The 15,244-nt window shown below is 61.4% G+C and carries 16 protein-coding genes; 12 read left to right on the top strand and 4 right to left on the bottom strand.

All coding sequences use genetic code 11. The features are described from left to right. Nucleotides 1-5 precede the first annotated feature (5 nt). Nucleotides 6-1,130, bottom strand: coding sequence for an iron-containing alcohol dehydrogenase (locus ACQY4G_RS10640; RefSeq protein ID WP_421990817.1), 1,125 nt, complete (start codon nt 1,128-1,130; stop codon nt 6-8). Nucleotides 1,131-1,307: 177 nt separating this feature from the next. Here ACQY4G_RS10640 and ACQY4G_RS10645 point away from each other — a divergent pair, with 177 nt between their 5' ends. Beyond that, nucleotides 1,308-2,438 (top strand): CaiB/BaiF CoA transferase family protein, encoded by a 1,131-nt coding sequence (locus ACQY4G_RS10645; protein WP_421990819.1) that lies wholly within the window; start codon nt 1,308-1,310, stop codon nt 2,436-2,438. Nucleotides 2,439-2,783: 345 nt separating this feature from the next. Here the strand turns inward: ACQY4G_RS10645 and ACQY4G_RS10650 are convergent, their stop codons facing one another. Together ACQY4G_RS10650 and ACQY4G_RS10655 are read right to left on the bottom strand one after the other, a co-directional pair. Continuing rightward, on the bottom strand, nt 2,784-3,749 hold the full coding sequence (locus ACQY4G_RS10650) for a hypothetical protein (protein ID WP_421990821.1): 966 nt from the start codon (nt 3,747-3,749) through the stop codon (nt 2,784-2,786). Nucleotides 3,750-3,906: 157 nt separating this feature from the next. After that, complete coding sequence (locus ACQY4G_RS10655; protein ID WP_421990823.1) at nt 3,907-4,617, bottom strand: Crp/Fnr family transcriptional regulator; 711 nt, start codon at nt 4,615-4,617, stop codon at nt 3,907-3,909. Between the two features lie 111 nt (nt 4,618-4,728). Between ACQY4G_RS10655 and ACQY4G_RS10660 the strand changes: the two genes are divergently transcribed. The 3 genes from ACQY4G_RS10660 to ACQY4G_RS10670 are packed head-to-tail and all read left to right on the top strand — an operon-like array spanning nt 4,729 to nt 7,472. Next, nucleotides 4,729-5,871 carry a beta-ketoacyl-ACP synthase III gene (locus ACQY4G_RS10660; protein ID WP_421990825.1) on the top strand — a complete coding sequence of 381 codons (1,143 nt, stop codon included), beginning with the start codon at nt 4,729-4,731 and terminating at the stop codon, nt 5,869-5,871. Between the two features lie 39 nt (nt 5,872-5,910). Continuing rightward, the gene (locus ACQY4G_RS10665) at nt 5,911-6,663 is read left to right on the top strand and encodes a phosphatidylserine decarboxylase (protein ID WP_421990827.1); all 753 of its coding nucleotides are present in this window, start codon (nt 5,911-5,913) and stop codon (nt 6,661-6,663) included. Next, nucleotides 6,660-7,472: a CDP-alcohol phosphatidyltransferase family protein gene (locus ACQY4G_RS10670; protein ID WP_421990829.1), complete on the top strand. Its 813-nt coding sequence runs from the start codon at nt 6,660-6,662 to the stop codon at nt 7,470-7,472. Before ACQY4G_RS10665 ends, ACQY4G_RS10670 begins: the two co-directional genes overlap by 4 nt. Here ACQY4G_RS10670 and ACQY4G_RS10675 read toward each other — a convergent pair. Continuing rightward, nucleotides 7,456-7,815: a hypothetical protein gene (locus ACQY4G_RS10675; RefSeq protein WP_421990831.1), complete on the bottom strand. Its 360-nt coding sequence runs from the start codon at nt 7,813-7,815 to the stop codon at nt 7,456-7,458. The two genes, ACQY4G_RS10670 and ACQY4G_RS10675, sit on opposite strands and share 17 nt — an antisense overlap. Nucleotides 7,816-8,045: 230 nt before the next feature. On the opposite strand from ACQY4G_RS10675, the gene rpsB reads away from it, so the two are divergent. From rpsB to rseP, 8 genes are all read left to right on the top strand, one after another. Then, nucleotides 8,046-8,798 (top strand): 30S ribosomal protein S2, encoded by a 753-nt coding sequence (gene rpsB, locus ACQY4G_RS10680; RefSeq protein ID WP_067688135.1) that lies wholly within the window; start codon nt 8,046-8,048, stop codon nt 8,796-8,798. Between the two features lie 110 nt (nt 8,799-8,908). Beyond that, a complete protein-coding gene (tsf, locus tag ACQY4G_RS10685) occupies nt 8,909-9,835 on the top strand; it encodes a translation elongation factor Ts (protein ID WP_421990833.1) in 927 nt (308 codons plus the stop codon). Nucleotides 9,836-10,161: 326 nt separating this feature from the next. Next, nucleotides 10,162-10,887, top strand: a complete 726-nt coding sequence (pyrH, locus tag ACQY4G_RS10690; protein ID WP_067688141.1) for a UMP kinase — start codon at nt 10,162-10,164, stop codon at nt 10,885-10,887. A gap of 12 nt (nt 10,888-10,899) precedes the next feature. Continuing rightward, complete coding sequence (frr, locus tag ACQY4G_RS10695; protein WP_421990835.1) at nt 10,900-11,457, top strand: ribosome recycling factor; 558 nt, start codon at nt 10,900-10,902, stop codon at nt 11,455-11,457. A gap of 24 nt (nt 11,458-11,481) precedes the next feature. Beyond that, a complete protein-coding gene (gene uppS, locus ACQY4G_RS10700) occupies nt 11,482-12,165 on the top strand; it encodes a polyprenyl diphosphate synthase (RefSeq protein WP_067688147.1) in 684 nt (227 codons plus the stop codon). Next, the gene (locus ACQY4G_RS10705; protein ID WP_067688150.1) at nt 12,152-12,865 is read left to right on the top strand and encodes a phosphatidate cytidylyltransferase; all 714 of its coding nucleotides are present in this window, start codon (nt 12,152-12,154) and stop codon (nt 12,863-12,865) included. Before uppS ends, ACQY4G_RS10705 begins: the two co-directional genes overlap by 14 nt. After that, nucleotides 12,865-14,013, top strand: coding sequence for a 1-deoxy-D-xylulose-5-phosphate reductoisomerase (gene dxr, locus ACQY4G_RS10710; protein ID WP_421990837.1), 1,149 nt, complete (start codon nt 12,865-12,867; stop codon nt 14,011-14,013). Before ACQY4G_RS10705 ends, dxr begins: the two co-directional genes overlap by 1 nt. Further along, the gene (gene rseP / locus ACQY4G_RS10715; RefSeq protein ID WP_421993630.1) at nt 14,013-15,158 is read left to right on the top strand and encodes an RIP metalloprotease RseP; all 1,146 of its coding nucleotides are present in this window, start codon (nt 14,013-14,015) and stop codon (nt 15,156-15,158) included. The genes dxr and rseP overlap by 1 nt, the downstream gene beginning before the upstream one ends. The last annotated feature ends 86 nt before the right edge of the window (nt 15,159-15,244 follow it).

Genomic DNA, 15,244 nt, shown 5'->3' on the forward strand with positions numbered 1-15,244 from the left:
CTCCCTCAAGCTGCCAGACGCAGTATTTCCATGATATCGTCGGCCGTCTTGACAGGCCTGGGGTTGGTTCTCCCCCAGATGTCGAGAAGCGTATATTCGGATACCTGCTGGAAGCGCGCTTCATCGACCCCGACCTCCCCGAGGGTGCGCGGCATCCCAAGATTTCGGATGAATGCGTCGAGTGCCTCTGCCGCAGTTGGATGGGTGTTACCGAGAACAGATAGTGTTCGTTTTTGCCGACTGTCGTCGTACTCAGCGTTCCACTGAAGCACGTAAGGCGCCATCACGCACGAGCAGTAGCCGTGCGGCACGTCACAGGTCCCTCCCAGGATGTGGCCGATCGCGTGACTGGCGCCCATCGGCACTCCCCCAATGATGCTGATCATGGATTGCCATGCGCCGATCTGGCATTTGAGACGACCTTCCAGGTCGTTGGGGTCAGCCTTCACTCGGGGTAGTCCTTCGACCAGCAGCTTTAGCGCGCTTTCTGCAAGGCCATCGGCGAAATCGTTCGATTTATCGGACGAAAGCGTCTCGACGGCATGATCGACAGACCGCACCCCTGTGGACAGCCATAGCCATTCAGGCGTGTGCACGGTGATCTCAGGATCGAGAACCACCATGACCGGAGCCATGTTGCGGTGCTCGTATCCCTGCTTGTGCTGCGTTTCCTCGTCGGTAGCGCCTGAAAGTGCATTGAATTCGCCGCCAGACAACGTGGTCGGCACACATATTACGGGAATATCCGGCCCAACCGTAATTGGATTGATGACCTCACCGTCGTCGGTGACGTAAGTACGGAGCGGCTCGAAATCCTCGACCGTGCGAACGTCGTGTTTGATGAGCAGACTGACGATCTTGGCTGCATCGGTTGCCGATCCCCCGCCAATCGATACGATCAGATCGGCGCCCGCTTCACGTGCAGCATTCGCCGTCTTAAGCACATCGGCCCGCGGCGCGTGCGGCGCAACGCCACTGAAGGTCGCCGCGTGTCGTTTGCCAAGCGCGTTTTCGATCTTCGAAATCTCGTCAGTCTTCTCCCTGAGGGTGCTGGATGCGAGGAGAAAGACCTTGTTGCATCCCATGGCTTCAGCCTGGTCCAGCAGTGCTTCGCCGGCGGGCTGGCCCATTGTTACCCGCTCCGTCCGCGTAAAACGCAGTTCACTAGGTGTGACGGTTCCCATTCTCGCATCCTCTCAGTTGTGCCCATGTCCGCCTTGAGGCGGATCATGTTTTCGATAGTGACATCCGAACCGTCTACTGGCTAGTATATTTTTTAACTTGCGGGAATAATTTTGGAGAACGGCATGGGTGCTGGCGACGCTGATACAGATAGCAATGAGGTGCGGCGGCAGATGCCGCTGGAAGGCGTCAAGGTGCTAGAGTTTACAGGCCTCGGGCCAACCCCGTTCGGTGCAATGATGCTCTGCGACCTCGGGGCCAGCGGCATTCGGATCGAACGGGCTGGAGCGACAAATCCGCTTGGAGGGGATCCGAAGTTCGACTTTCTTTTCCGGGGTAGGCCTTCGCTCGAACTGGATATCAAGTCGCAGGATGGATTGGAGAAAATCCTTTACATGGTCCAAGAAGCGGACGTGCTGATCGAAGGATACCGGCCCGGTACGATGGAGCGGCTTGGTCTGGGGCCGGACCGGCTCTGCGAGCTCAACGAACGGCTGGTCTACACTCGGATGAGTGGGTGGGGTCAGGAAGGCCCGCTAAGCCAGAAGGCCGGTCATGACATAAACTATCTGGCATTGAGTGGCGGACTTAACCCTATCGGGCCTTTCGATGGTGCGCCGACCCCACCTCTGAACCTCGTCGGCAATTTCGGGGGTGGCGGGATGTTCATGGTGGTTGGAGTACTGGCCGCTCTACACGAGAGGCAACGCTCGGGCAGGGGGCAGGTCCTCGATGTCGCCATGATCGACGGGATCAGTGTTCTCTTAACTCAGCTGTCCGGTTGGATGCAGATGGGCCAGTGGAATCCTGGGCGTGGAGGCAACCTGCTAGACGGCAGCGCCTACTTCTATCGGTGCTATGAAACCGCCGACGGACGCCATATTGCGGTGGGGGCGCTCGAGAGACAGTTCCACGACGCCTTCCTCACCGGCCTTGGTTTCGATCCTTTGGACTTCGACGACTACCTCAACCCCGAGCACTGGGCTTCGCGCGCTGAATTGCTGGGACCCGTGATCAAGACAAAGACCATGACCGAGTGGGAAGTTGCCTTCGCGGGATTGGACGCATGCGTTACACCCGTTCTAACCTTGGAAGAGGCGTCCCGAAGCGAGACCAACCGAACGCGCGGTTCCATCATCGCGACAGACTTGTCCTTCCAACCACGGCCCGCGCCGCGTTTCAGCTCCTCAAGTTTGCGATATCCCGACGAAACGGTGACTGCTTCCCCAGCAAACGGTTGGCCTCCCGATTGGTGATCACTGCCTATTTAATTGGGTGGTAGGTCGGTGAATGACTTCGGTCTTACTGCCTGACTGGAAGTAGGCAGTCAGGCGATTGAATTCCTAGGCGCTGTCCGGCGAGCAGTTCGAGGCGAGCCCGCGCAATAGTCTCTAGAGGCAATCGCTGCAGAAGAAAACTCGCACTTCAAGTGCATGTGATTGTTATATTTTTTCAGGTTTCAAGCGCTCAAAAATTTGCCCCCAAAGCTTGCCCCAGGACGATTTTTCAGCGTTGATTTGAAGCCAAGATCGTCCTCATTCGTCCAGCTTCGTTCGTAGAAATTCGGCGCGATTTGCATCGCGACCGCACTTCGGGAGCCCTCAACTTTGGGACTCGAAGCTTGCGGCGAATTCCTGAAGCCGCCGGTTCATCTCGTCCCGATCAGGCGAGAAGTGCGCTTCTCGGTGACAATTCGGACAAAGGGCGACGCAACTCCAAGTTCGGTCACTTAAGCTGACCCCAAGGATGTGATGTACATCGAGAAAGCCCGGATATGGACGACCCTCACCGCATCCCTCGCGCTCGCAGGCGCCGCCCGCTCTTGTCAATACCGCGGCGCGAACGTTCGGATCTCGGGGATAGCCTGAGCGCGATATTTCCAGCCGACTAGCTTGATCCCTGCCGAGCTGGCCGAAATCGAACGGAAGATCGTCAAGGCTGTCGTCGACGACAGTTTCGCCTTCTAAAGCAGCCAAAGCCAGCACGTTCACCACGCCCGGCCATTGCCAAAGCACGTCGGCGACGACGTGGGTTGCTGGCCAGCGGTCATCCTGAAGCCAGATCGTCGGGCTTGACCCGTTCTCCGCGTGGTTCTTGCGCCAACGCCCGGTTTGTCCCGCAGCGATGACCTCCGCGCTCACTTCTCGCTGCCGCTGCCAAATTGCCGGGATTTCAGCGACCGGGACCATGGCCATCATTGTAATCCCGTCACGCCCGCCCTGGACGAAAAGTGTGTGAGTGATCTCTCCCTCTTCTGCGCGTTCTACGATGAAAGCTAAGGTGCGCTCCCAGTCATCATCGATCAGCTTGGCACGCAGCTGCGCCGCAGAATAGCTATCCTCACGCGCATTGCGCCCATCGCGTCGCCAGCAAAGTCGAACATGGAGGCTAACGGACTCCCCGTCCGGAGAATTCCCAGCGATAACCTGGGTGATAGCCGTTCCGCGTTGTGTCCTGTCTTCGCGCAGCTCAGTGAACCCGTGGCGCGCGAGAAGAGAAATGACTGCGTCGCGGGTTTGCTTTTCGCCTGCGATGCTCTCCGCTGATCGAAATTGCCGCGATGCCATTGAACCTCCCGCCTTTCCATGCCTGTCTTGGCCTCACTCCGTTCTACGCCGGATAGCGACCTTTCCTTACAAACAGAGAAACAGTTCAATTCACGCGACCCCGCCACTCACCAATTCAGAGCAATGTCACCCGGCCGCGCGAGCGGCTGTCGTGCGTCTAGCTGGCACGGGCTTGGAGATCTGCGTGGTTGTGCAGCACGATCTCGCGTCGCGAGGGCAGGTCGATCAAGCCGTCGTTGCGCAGGCGGGTCAATTGCCGACTGACCGTCTCGATCGTGAGTCCGAGCACATCGGCGATCTGTTGCCGCGACAGGGGCAGCGCGACGCTGGTTCCCGCGCCGGCAACCGTCGTCCCGAGCCGCTCTGCCATTTCGAGCAGGAAGCTCGCTACCTTCTGCTCCGCGTTCATGCGTCCCAGAAGCAGCATCCAGCGCCGTGTGCGGTCGAGTTCGCTCAGCGTCCGCTCGAGCAATTTGTGCTCGAGGCGGGGGTGTTCGCGGGCGAAGCGATCGAAATCCGCCCGTTCGAATACGCAGATGTTGGCTTCGGTCAGGGCCTCGACACCGTAGGGCGAGGTCTCGCCGAACGGGCGACCGAGGAAGTCCGAGGGGTAGACGAGGCCGAGGATCTGTTCCTTTCCGTCTGCCGAATGCGACGATAGCTTGAGGACGCCCTCGATCACATTGGCGACCAGTACCGCTTCATCGCCTTCCCACATGAGTTGCTCGCCCGCCGACAGTTTGCGCCGACGGCCAATACCATTGAGAAGCCCGATCTCGCGATCATCGAGGTCGGCACAAATGGCGCGATTGCGAATGGCACAGGCGTCGCAAAAGTTCGTCGGTCGAGATGACGGCATATCATGCATGGGCTCCGCACTATCGGGTGGCCGTAGCGATGTGAAGTGGTGTTTCGCGCCCGCGCATGCGGATGATTGCAGATGCTTGCAGGCAAGGCGGCGTCGGCCTAGTCAGCCGACATGAGTCACGACCAGAACCTGACCGGGCGCCCCGTCATTTCCTCCACCGGGTTGTTCACGCCCGACGAGACCATCACCAATGAGGAACTCGTCGAAAGCTTCAACCGCTATGTCGAGCGGTTCAATACCGAGCATGCCAAGGCGATCGAGACCGGCGAGATCGAGCCGTTGCAACCGAGTTCGGTAGAATTCATCGAGAAGGCCAGCGGCATCAAGGCGCGCCACGTCATGGCGAAAGAGCCGATTCTCGACCCCGCGATCATGGCACCGCGCTGGCCGGAACGGTCGAACGAGGAGCTCTCCATACTGGCGGAGATCGGCGTGAAGGCTGCGCGTCAGGCGCTGGAGCGGGCAGGGCGTGAGGCGGGCGATGTCGACGCGGTATTATGCGCCGCGTCCAACATGGAGCGGCCGTATCCGGCAATGGCGATCGAGATACAGCAGGAACTGGGAATCGACGGATTCGGGTTCGACATGAATGTTGCGTGTTCTTCCGCCACTTTCGGGATCCAGACCGCTGCCGATTACATCCGCTCGGGCAACGCCAGGAGCGTTCTCGTGGTGAGCCCGGAGATTACCAGCGGCCATCTGAACTGGCGCGATCGCGACAGCCATTTCATTTTCGGCGACGTCGCGACCGCGGTGCTGGTCGAGGATGCGGCTGTCGCACCGCAGCAGCATTGGGACATACTCGGCACCAAGCTGAAGACCGTGTTCTCGAACAACATCCGCAACAATTTCGGCTTTCTCAACCGCGCGTCTCCAGAAGGGGAGGGCACGGCCGACAAGCTGTTCGTCCAGGAAGGGCGTAAGGTGTTCAAGGAAGTGGTGCCGATGGTCGCTGAGATGATCGTCACCGAAGCGGGAAAACTGGGGCTCGATCCGCAGGCGTTGCGGCGCCTGTGGCTGCACCAGGCCAATGCCGGGATGAACCGCCTGATCGCGCACCGGGTGCTGGGGCACGAGGCCAACGCCGATGAAAGCCCGACTGTGCTCGACACCTATGCCAATACCTCGAGCGCAGGCTCGATCATCGCCTTTCACAAGCATAACGAGGACCTTGCCGAGGGCGATACAGGCCTGATCTGCAGTTTCGGCGCGGGTTATTCGGCGGGTGCGGTCTTCCTGCGCAAGGTGGCATGACACCTTGTGACGCTTCGTCCCAGGGCCTAGGTGGCGTCAATGGCAGGTGATCTTCTCGACAATCGCGGCCGCGGGGATGTCCGCTGGTCGTGGCCCCCTATCCATCCCGAGGGGCGCAAGTTCGGCGTCATCGCGGTGGTTGTCAGCCTGGTGTTCCTGGTCGGGCTCGATTGGGAAATAGTCGGCTGGCCCTTGCTGGCACTCTCGCTCGGCGTCTTCGCCTTCTTCCGCGATCCCGAACGTGTGGTGCCGCAGGACGACAAGGCGATCGTCGCACCGGCCGACGGTCTGGTATCCCTGATCGCCGAAGTCGATCCGCCGTCCGAAATGATCGTCGACGATGGCAGCGGGCATGCCGGTCTCGAACCGGGCAAGGTCACGCGTATCTCGATTTTCATGTCGGTCTTCGACGTGCATATCAATCGCGCCCCTATCGCGGGTACGGTGCGCCGGGTCATCTATATTCCGGGCAGCTTCCTCGATGCGGGTCTCGACAAGGCGAGCGAAGAGAACGAGCGCCAGCATATCCTGATCGAGCGCACCGATGGGCTTAAAATCGGCTTCACGCAGATTGCCGGGCTGGTGGCACGCAGGATCGTACCTTTCGTCAAGCCGGGCGATGCGGTCGGCGTGGGGCAGCGCATCGGCCTGATCCGGTTCGGTAGCCGGGTCGATGTCTATCTGCCGGCGGGAACCGATTCAAAGGTCCTGCTGGGCCAGCGCTGTATTGGCGGCGAAACCGTCCTTGCGGAAATCGGCAGCCAGAAACTGATCGAGGGAGTTTCGCAGTGACCGGGCCGCAACACGAATACGAAGAAGGCGCACGCCTCGGGCCGAAGGCTTCGGAGGACGAGCAGCCGCCGGTCGTTCGGACCCGCGCGCTGACGCTTCGAGCGATGATTCCCAATGCAATAACCGCCGCGGCATTATGCGCGGGCCTCACCGGCATTCGCTTCGCTATCGACGCGAACTGGGGGGCGGCCGTCGTCGCGGTGATCGTGGCCGGAATTCTCGACGGCATGGATGGCCGGGTCGCCAGGGCGCTGAAGGCGCAGTCGCGTTTCGGGGCGGAGCTCGACAGCCTCGCCGATTCGCTCAGTTTCGGAACGGCGCCTGCAATCATCGTTTTTCTCTGGTCGCTGTCGGCCGAGCCGCGGCTGGGTTGGTTTGCCGCGTTGGCTTTCGCCATCTGCTGTGCCCTTCGCCTCGCGCGATTCAACGCGCAGATCGACGTGTCCGACCAGCCGCATAAATCGCTCGGGTTCCTGACCGGTGTCCCGGCGCCGATCGGTGCCGGACTTGCCTTTGCACCCTTCTACCTCTGGATGGCGACGGGTCTAGAAGAGTTCCGCTATCCGCTGTTCGTCGGCATCTGGCTTGCCGTCATCGCGCTGCTGATGATTTCGAACATGGCGACGCCGAGCTGGACCTCGCTGCGTCCGCGACGCGGCATTCGTCTCGAGGTGCTGGCATTCGTCGGATTGCTGTTCGCAGCCTTGCTGGTCGAACCCTGGTGGACGCTGAGCGCAATCTGCGCGGGCTACTTCTTGCTTCTGCCTTACAGCCTTGTCCGCTACGCGCGGATCAAGCGGCGCAGTTGATTTTCGCGCGCAAAGCGCGATCCGTGCCGGAGCGATCGAATGCGGCACAACTACCCGCAGTCACAGTCCGGCGCAGCAACGGCACGGCAGGTGCTGCCCCGTTGTTCAGTTCACGCCGAAGAATGCCGAAAGCGGACCACCAGCGCAGTCCGCTATCGGCAAGCACACATACCGTTGCCACGGCTATGGCAACCAGCAGGGCAAACAGGAACAGTGCGAACATCTCAAAGTCTCCTTCCCGGCTGTCGACAGCGTTGTTGACAAGTCGGGGATATTGGGTGGAAAACCCGCCTTGCACGTAGGTTGTTCCGACGATGGAGGCAATGTTCTCTTTTTGTTCCAACCTGTCAAGCGCTATTTGCGTCCGGATGCTCTTTTCGATTGACGAATTGAGTCTGGATTTCTGCGCCCGGCAGCGCTAAGGGCGCGCCGTCCGCACAGGTTTCGGTCGATTCCCGGCTGCAACCAAGCGGGCAAATCCACATGGAAGGCGCACATACCGGTGCCCGCCGCGGGACATGACCGCATTCGGGTTCCAGCTTTCCAGAGGCATAACCGGAAAGGAATATAACTATGGCGGCTCCTACCGTCACGATGCAGCAATTGATCGAGGCCGGCTCGCACTTCGGCCACCAGACCCACCGTTGGAACCCGCGCATGAAGCCGTATATCTTCGGCGCGCGGAACGGCATCCACATCATCGACCTGTCGCAGACCGTGCCGCTGTTCGCACGCGCGCTCGACTTTATCCAGCAGACCGCGCGTTCGGGCGGCAAGGTGCTGTTCGTCGGCACCAAGCGCCAGGCGCAGGACGCGATCCGCGAAGCCGCGCTCGCTTCGGGCCAGCACTACGTCAACCACCGCTGGCTGGGCGGCATGCTGACCAACTGGAAGACCATCAGCGAACGCATCAAGTTCCTCAAGTCGCTCGACGAGCGCCTTGCCGGCGACACCGCAGGTCTGACCAAGAAGGAAGTCCTCGACCTGACCCGCAAGCGCGACAAGCTCGAGCTGTCGCTCGGCGGTATCCGCAACATGGGCGGCATTCCTGACGTTATGTTCGTGATCGACGCCAACATGGAAGACCTGGCGATCAAGGAAGCCAACGTGCTCGGCATCCCGGTCGTCGCCGTGCTCGACACCAATGTCGATCCTGAAGGCATCGCCTTCCCGATCCCGGGCAATGACGACGCTGCGCGCGCTATCCGCCTGTACTGCGAAGCCGTCGCCGAAGCTGCGAAGAGCGGCAAGGGCGAAGGCGTGCAGGATTCGGGTGCCGATGTCGGCGCGATGGAAAATCCGCCGGAAGAAACCGCGGCGGCTTGAGCCCTCCATTGACCGGGTGCCATCACGCGCCCGTCACAAAGCGGAGTTAAGCGCCGGGCCGCCCCCCAGTTGGCCCGGTGTCCGCGTATCATACGAAGAAGGAAACTATCATGGCTGCATTCACTGCCGCTGACGTTAAGGCCCTGCGCGAAAAGACCGGCGCGGGCATGATGGACGCCAAGAAGGCCCTCGAAGGCGCCAATGGCGATATCGAAGCCGCTGTCGACGCCCTGCGCGCCAAGGGCCTCGCCACCGCTCAGAAAAAGTCGAGCCGTACCGCCGCCGAAGGTCTCGTCGGCGTTGCCGTCGAAGGCACCAAGGGCGTTGCCGTCGAGGTGAACTCGGAAACCGACTTCGTCGCCAAGAACGACAAGTTCCAGGATTTCGTGCGCAAGACCACGCAGGTCGCGCTCAACGCATCGAATGACGACGTCGAAGCGCTCAAGGCCGCTGCCTATCCCGATGGCGGAACCGTTGCCGACAAGCTGACCGACAATGTTGCGACCATCGGCGAGAACCAGCAGGTTCGCCGCATGAAGAGCGTTTCGGTCACCAATGGCGTGATCGTGCCCTACATGCACAATGCCGTCGCGCCCGACCTCGGCAAGATCGGCGTGCTGGTGGCGCTCGAGAGCGAAGGCGATGCCGCCAAGCTCGAAGAGCTCGGCAAGAAGCTCGCCATGCACATCGCCGCGGCCTTCCCGCAAGCGCTGACCGCCGAAGGTCTGGATCCGGCCGTGATCGAGCGCGAGCGCGCGATCGCCAAGGAAAAGGCTGCCGAAAGCGGCAAGCCCGAAAACGTCCAGGAAAAGATGGTCGAAGGCGCGATCAACAAATACGCCAAGGAAAACGCGCTGCTCAGCCAGATTTTCGTGATGGATAACAAGACCCCCATCGCGCAGGTCGTCGAGCAGGCCGACAAGGATGTCGGTGCCAAGGTCGAGCTGGTGGATTACGTCCGTTTTCAGCTGGGCGAAGGCATCGAGAAGGAAGAAGCCGACTTCGCCGCGGAAGTCGCTGCTGCCGTCGCGGGCTGATTCTGTGTATTTCGCAAAATAAAGAACTGGCAAAGCAGTTCCTTCTATGAGCAATTGGCGAAGCCCGTAGTTATTCGGGTCGCTCGTATTCGGGAACGGTCGTCGGACTTCGGTTCGGCGGCCGTTTTCGTAAGGAACGCCGATTCGGTCGAATCCCTTCGGCTCCGACCGGCTGCGACCGGATTTCTGGTCGTGACGCCATGGCGAAGCGGGCGCTCGCTCCGACGTTGGAAAACGGCCGATCGCGAATTCCGCCACAATCCGCGCACTTGGCAGCGGCCTGTTGGCGCTCTAAGGCCGCGCAAACTTCTGCCAAGCGAGAATCCATGCCTCTATCGACGATGAAACGTGTCCTCCTGAAGCTCTCGGGCGAAGTCCTGATGGGCGACCAGCAGTTCGGGATCGATCCGGCCTTCGTCATGGAACTGGCCAAGGAGGTGAAGACTGCCAAGGAAACCGGGCTCGAAATCTGCTTGGTTATCGGCGGCGGCAATATCTTTCGCGGGATGGCCGGGGCGGCGCAGGGGATGGACCGCGCGCAGGCCGACTACATGGGCATGCTCGCGACGGTGATGAACGCGCTGGCGATGCAAAGCGCGCTCGAACAGCTCGGGGTGCAAACACGCGTGCAGAGTGCGGTGCAGATGGACCAGGTCTGTGAGCCGGTGATCCGCAGGCGGGCCGAACGCCACCTCGAAAAGGGCCGCGTGGTGATCTTTGCCGCCGGCGTCGGCGCGCCCTATTTCACCACCGACAGCGGTGCGGCGCTGCGCGCGGCGGAAATGAGATGCGACGCGCTGTTGAAGGGTACCAGCGTCGACGGGGTATATGACAGCGACCCCAAGAAGAATGCGGACGCAAAGCGCTTCGAAACCGTAAGTTACGGTAAGGTTCTGGCCGACGATCTCAAGGTCATGGATGCCAGCGCCGTGGCCCTGTGCCGCGACAACAATATCCCGATCGTCGTCTTCTCGATTCGCGAAAAGGGCAATCTCGCCCGCGTGCTGAGCGGCGAGGGCACGCAGACGATCGTCACGAACACAGAAAAGTAAGAGGAATCCGCCATGGCCAAGTACGACAAAGCCGATATCGAGCGCCGCATGAAAGGTGCCATCGAAAGCCTCAAGAGCGATCTGGCGGGTCTGCGCACCGGCCGGGCCAATACCAGCCTGCTCGATCCAGTGATGGTCGAGGTCTATGGCGCGATGATGCCGCTGAATCAGGTTGCCACCGTGAGCGCGCCCGAACCGCGCATGCTGAGCGTGCAGGTATGGGACAAGGCCAATGTCACCGCGGTCGAAAAGGGCATTGCCAAGGCCAACCTCGGGCTCAACCCGATGGTCGACGGGCAGAATGTCCGCCTGCCGATGCCCGACTTGACCGAGGAGCGCCGCAAGGAACTCGCCAAGCTTGCCGGACAATATGCCGAACAGGCGAAGATCGCGATCCGCAATGTTCGCCGCGACGGCATGGAGGCGCTCAAGGAAGACGAGAAGAAGAAGGAAATCTCCGAGGACGAGCAAAAGCGCGGTGCGGACGAGGTCCAGAAGTTGACCGACAAGTATGTCGGTGAGGCCGATGTTGCCGCCGCGCAGAAGGAAAAGGAAATCCTGACGCAGTAAGGCGGCGGGACGCGGAGCGAGAGGATGAGTGGGGAAGGGCGGCACGCCCGGCATGTGGCCATCATCATGGATGGCAATGGCCGCTGGGCGAAACGCAAGCACCTGCCCCGCGCCATGGGGCATCGCAGGGGCGTGGAGGCCGTGCGCGAACTCGTACGTAGCCTCAAGGATACGCGTATCGAGTGTCTGACGCTCTACGCTTTCAGCAGCGAGAACTGGAAACGGCCCGAAGACGAGGTCGACGATCTGATGAATCTGATGCGCAGGTTCATCAAATCGGACTTGCCCGAATTTATCGCCAATGACGTCAAGCTCCATATCCTCGGCGATTGGCAAGGACTTGCGCCCGATATCGTCGCAATGCTCGAGGATGCCCTGGAGAAGACTTCTCACGGCTCGCGGACGCTGGCTGTGGCGCTCAACTACGGCTCGCACGCCGAAATTGCGCAGGCTGCGCGGAAGGCGGCGGAGGAGGGCGAAGTGACCGAGGAGTCGATCGAGCGCCATCTCTACAGCGCGCCATTACCACCGCTCGACCTTCTGATCCGCACCAGCGGCGAGATACGCCTGTCCAATTTTCTCTTGTGGCAGGCGGCATACGCGGAGATGCTGTTCGTCGACGTGCTGTGGCCGGACTTTACGCCGGATCATCTGAAGCACGCCTTGGCCGATTTCGCGGAGAGGGAGAGGCGATTTGGCGGACGCTGAAGCAGTGACGGATCAACCCGCACCGAAAAACCCGGACCTGCCGGTGCGGATCATCTCGGCCGCGGTGATGATCGTCGTCGCCGCTGGAGCGCTGGTAGCAGGCGATCCGTGGTTCGGCTGGTTCATCCTGGCGGTTGTGCTGGCCACGATGATCGAATTCGTGCTGCTGGTCGTCAAAGCGACGCAAAACATACCTTATCGCCTTGCCGGCATACTTGCCGGGGCGATCTATATCGGCATTGCGGGATATATGATTTCGCGCTTTCCGCTGCCGATCGTCGTCGGTGTGGTTGGCTCGGTCATTGCGGTGGATACCTTCGCCTATTTCTTCGGTCGCACTCTCGGGGGGCCGAAACTTGCGCCCTCGATCAGCCCGTCGAAGACCTGGGCGGGCCTGTTCGGCGGAATTGTCGGCGCAACGGTGTGGATCGGCGGCTGGATTTATGTCGCGGCCCGTGCCGTGTCGGGCGAAACGACGATGTTCTTCGACCTCGCCGAGGCGGGGCAGATCCTGGCTCTCGGTGCCTTGACCGCGGTCGCGGCGCAGGCAGGCGACCTCTTCGAAAGCTGGCTCAAGCGAAAGGCGGGAGTAAAAGACAGCTCTCGGCTGATTCCCGGACACGGCGGTGTTTTTGATCGCACCGACGGAATGATCCCGGTCATATTGCTGGCGGGCGTCTTGCTCGGCGCGGCGCGCTGATGCGCTCGATCTCCATCCTCGGCGCGACCGGCTCGGTCGGCGAGCAGACGCTCGACCTCGTCCGCCGCAATTCCGGGGACTGGAATGTGGTCGCCTTGACTGCAAATTCGAATGTCGATGGCCTGGCGAAGGCCGCGCGCGAGTTCGGAGCGCGCATTGCGGTGGTGGCCGATGAGCGTCGCCTTGGCGAGCTGCGCGATGCGCTTGCGGGAACCGGAATCGAAGCGGCGGCGGGTCGCGCGGCATTGTGCGAAGCTGCTTCGCGCCCGGTCGACATCACCGTCGCCGCCATTGTCGGCTGCGCCGGCCTCGGCCCGGTCATGGCTGCGATCGAGCAAGGCGGCACCATCGCATTGGCCAACAAAGAGGCGCTGGTGTCCGCCGGAGAAGTCATGACCGCGGCGGTCGCGAAGCACGGCGCGACGCTGTTGCCGGTAGATAGCGAGCACAACGCTATCTTCCAGTGCCTGCAGGGCGGCCGGATCGAGGATGTACGTTCGATCACGCTGACGGCCAGCGGTGGGCCTCTGCGCACTGTTGCGGATCTTTCCGCGGTGACGCCCGAGCAGGCCATCGCGCATCCCAACTGGGACATGGGCGCCAAGATCAGCGTCGATTCCGCGACCATGTTCAACAAGGGTCTCGAACTGATCGAGGCACACCACCTGTTCCCGATCGATCTCGATCGCATCCGGATCGTGGTTCACCCGCAAAGCGTGATCCATTCTATGGTCGAGTATCGCGACGGGTCGACTTTGGCTCAGCTCGGACCATCCGACATGCGGGTGCCGATCGCCTCCTGCCTCGCCTGGCCGGCGCGGATGGATACGCCGATGGCTCCGCTCGACCTGCCCGCCATCGGCGAGATGACCTTCTTCGCCCCTGACGAAGTGCGTTTCCCCGCGACGAAGCTGGCCCGCGAGGCCGCGGAAGCGGGCGGGGCGGCGCCAGCGATGCTCAATGCCGCAAACGAAGTTGCGGTTGCAGCCTTCCTGACGCGTAAGATTGCGTTCAGCAGGATTGCGGTAGTGGTGGAAAGCGTCCTCCAGCAAGGCGACTTGCCTAATGCGCCGCGGACCCTCGAAGAGGTGATGCGCGTTGACGAGGACGCACGTATCCGTGCCACCCACTTGCTGGAGCCCGCCTGATCTTGGAATTCGACCTGCCCCTTTGGCTTTATTACGTAATCGGCTTCCCGCTGTTGTTGGGGCCGCTGGTCACCTTTCACGAACTCGGCCACTATCTCGTCGGCCGCTGGTTTGGCGTGCACGCAGAGGCTTTCTCGGTCGGTTTCGGCAAGGAAATCTGGGGCTTCACCGACAAACGTGGCACGCGCTGGAAGCTTAGCGCGCTGCCACTTGGCGGCTATGTCCAGTTCAAGGGCGACATGAACCCCGCCAGCATTCCCGATGCTGAAGCGACCGCGCGTGCCAGCGCAGAGGAGCGCACGGGCAGCTTCCATCACGCCGCCCTGTGGAAGCGCGCGCTGATCGTCTTCGCCGGTCCGGCGACCAATATCTTGCTGACTCTCGGCATTTTCGCGAGCTTCTTCGCGTTCTACGGCAAGCCCGTGCCCGCCGATGTCGATCAGCAGATGACGGTGGCCGAATTCGCAGAAATCTCGACTGCACGTGAAGCCGGTATGGCAGTCGGCGACCGGATTGTCGCTGTCGAGGGCGAGCGCGTCGAGGATTTCCGCGACGTGCAGGATTCGGTGATGCTTTATCCCGGGCGCACGCTGGACATCACCGTCGTGCGTGACGGCGCGGAACGGACTTTCGCCGTGCCCGTGCGCAGTGTCGAGATGACCGATCGGTTCGGCAATGCCTCGAAAATCGGCATGATAGGTGTCGCGTCGGGCGGGTCGGAGCTTGAATTCGTGCCTCAGGGGCTGGGGTCTTCGCTGGGCCTCGCGGTCGATCATTCGATCGGCATCGTCGACATGATGGTGACGGGAATCGGTCAGATCTTCACCGGTGAACGGTCGGTTCAGGAACTCGGCGGGCCGGTGAAGATCGCCAAGTTCTCCGGCGAGCAGCTCAGTCTCGGCGCGATGGCCTTCATCAATTTCGCCGCGCTGATTTCGCTTAACTTGGCATTCATCAACCTCCTGCCAATCCCGGCCCTCGACGGCGGGCACCTGGCTTTCTACGCGGCAGAAGCGGTCCGCCGTAAGCCGGTCGGGCCCCGCGGTCAGGAAGTGGCGTACCGCGCCGGCGTAGCCCTCGTGCTGATGCTGATGGTGTTCGTCACGATCAACGATCTGGCGACGCTTCCCGTTTTCGGGAATTAGCCGGGGAAAGGGAGCGGGATACCGGCAATTTACCGCAGCAACGCTTGATCGGCGAAGGCGCATCGGGCAGGGGACGGCAGGGCTGC

Source organism: Qipengyuania sp., from assembly GCF_965277845.1.
Classification (GTDB): Bacteria; Pseudomonadota; Alphaproteobacteria; order Sphingomonadales; family Sphingomonadaceae; genus Qipengyuania.

Bases quoted from the DNA above. Each gene is read 5' to 3' on its own strand.
- ACQY4G_RS10660 (WP_421990825.1), top strand. From the start codon at position 4,729: ATGAGTCACGACCAGAACCTGACCGGGCGCCCCGTCATTTCCTCCACC.
- rpsB (WP_067688135.1), top strand. From the start codon at position 8,046: ATGGCGGCTCCTACCGTCACGATGCAGCAATTGATCGAGGCCGGCTCG.
- ACQY4G_RS10645 (WP_421990819.1), top strand. From the start codon at position 1,308: ATGGGTGCTGGCGACGCTGATACAGATAGCAATGAGGTGCGGCGGCAG.
- pyrH (WP_067688141.1), top strand. From the start codon at position 10,162: ATGCCTCTATCGACGATGAAACGTGTCCTCCTGAAGCTCTCGGGCGAA.
- ACQY4G_RS10640 (WP_421990817.1), bottom strand. From the start codon at position 1,130: ATGGGCCAGCCCGCCGGCGAAGCACTGCTGGACCAGGCTGAAGCCATG.
- ACQY4G_RS10650 (WP_421990821.1), bottom strand. From the start codon at position 3,749: ATGGCATCGCGGCAATTTCGATCAGCGGAGAGCATCGCAGGCGAAAAG.
- frr (WP_421990835.1), top strand. From the start codon at position 10,900: ATGGCCAAGTACGACAAAGCCGATATCGAGCGCCGCATGAAAGGTGCC.
- ACQY4G_RS10655 (WP_421990823.1), bottom strand. From the start codon at position 4,617: ATGCATGATATGCCGTCATCTCGACCGACGAACTTTTGCGACGCCTGT.
- uppS (WP_067688147.1), top strand. From the start codon at position 11,482: ATGAGTGGGGAAGGGCGGCACGCCCGGCATGTGGCCATCATCATGGAT.
- dxr (WP_421990837.1), top strand. From the start codon at position 12,865: ATGCGCTCGATCTCCATCCTCGGCGCGACCGGCTCGGTCGGCGAGCAG.
- tsf (WP_421990833.1), top strand. From the start codon at position 8,909: ATGGCTGCATTCACTGCCGCTGACGTTAAGGCCCTGCGCGAAAAGACC.
- ACQY4G_RS10665 (WP_421990827.1), top strand. From the start codon at position 5,911: ATGGCAGGTGATCTTCTCGACAATCGCGGCCGCGGGGATGTCCGCTGG.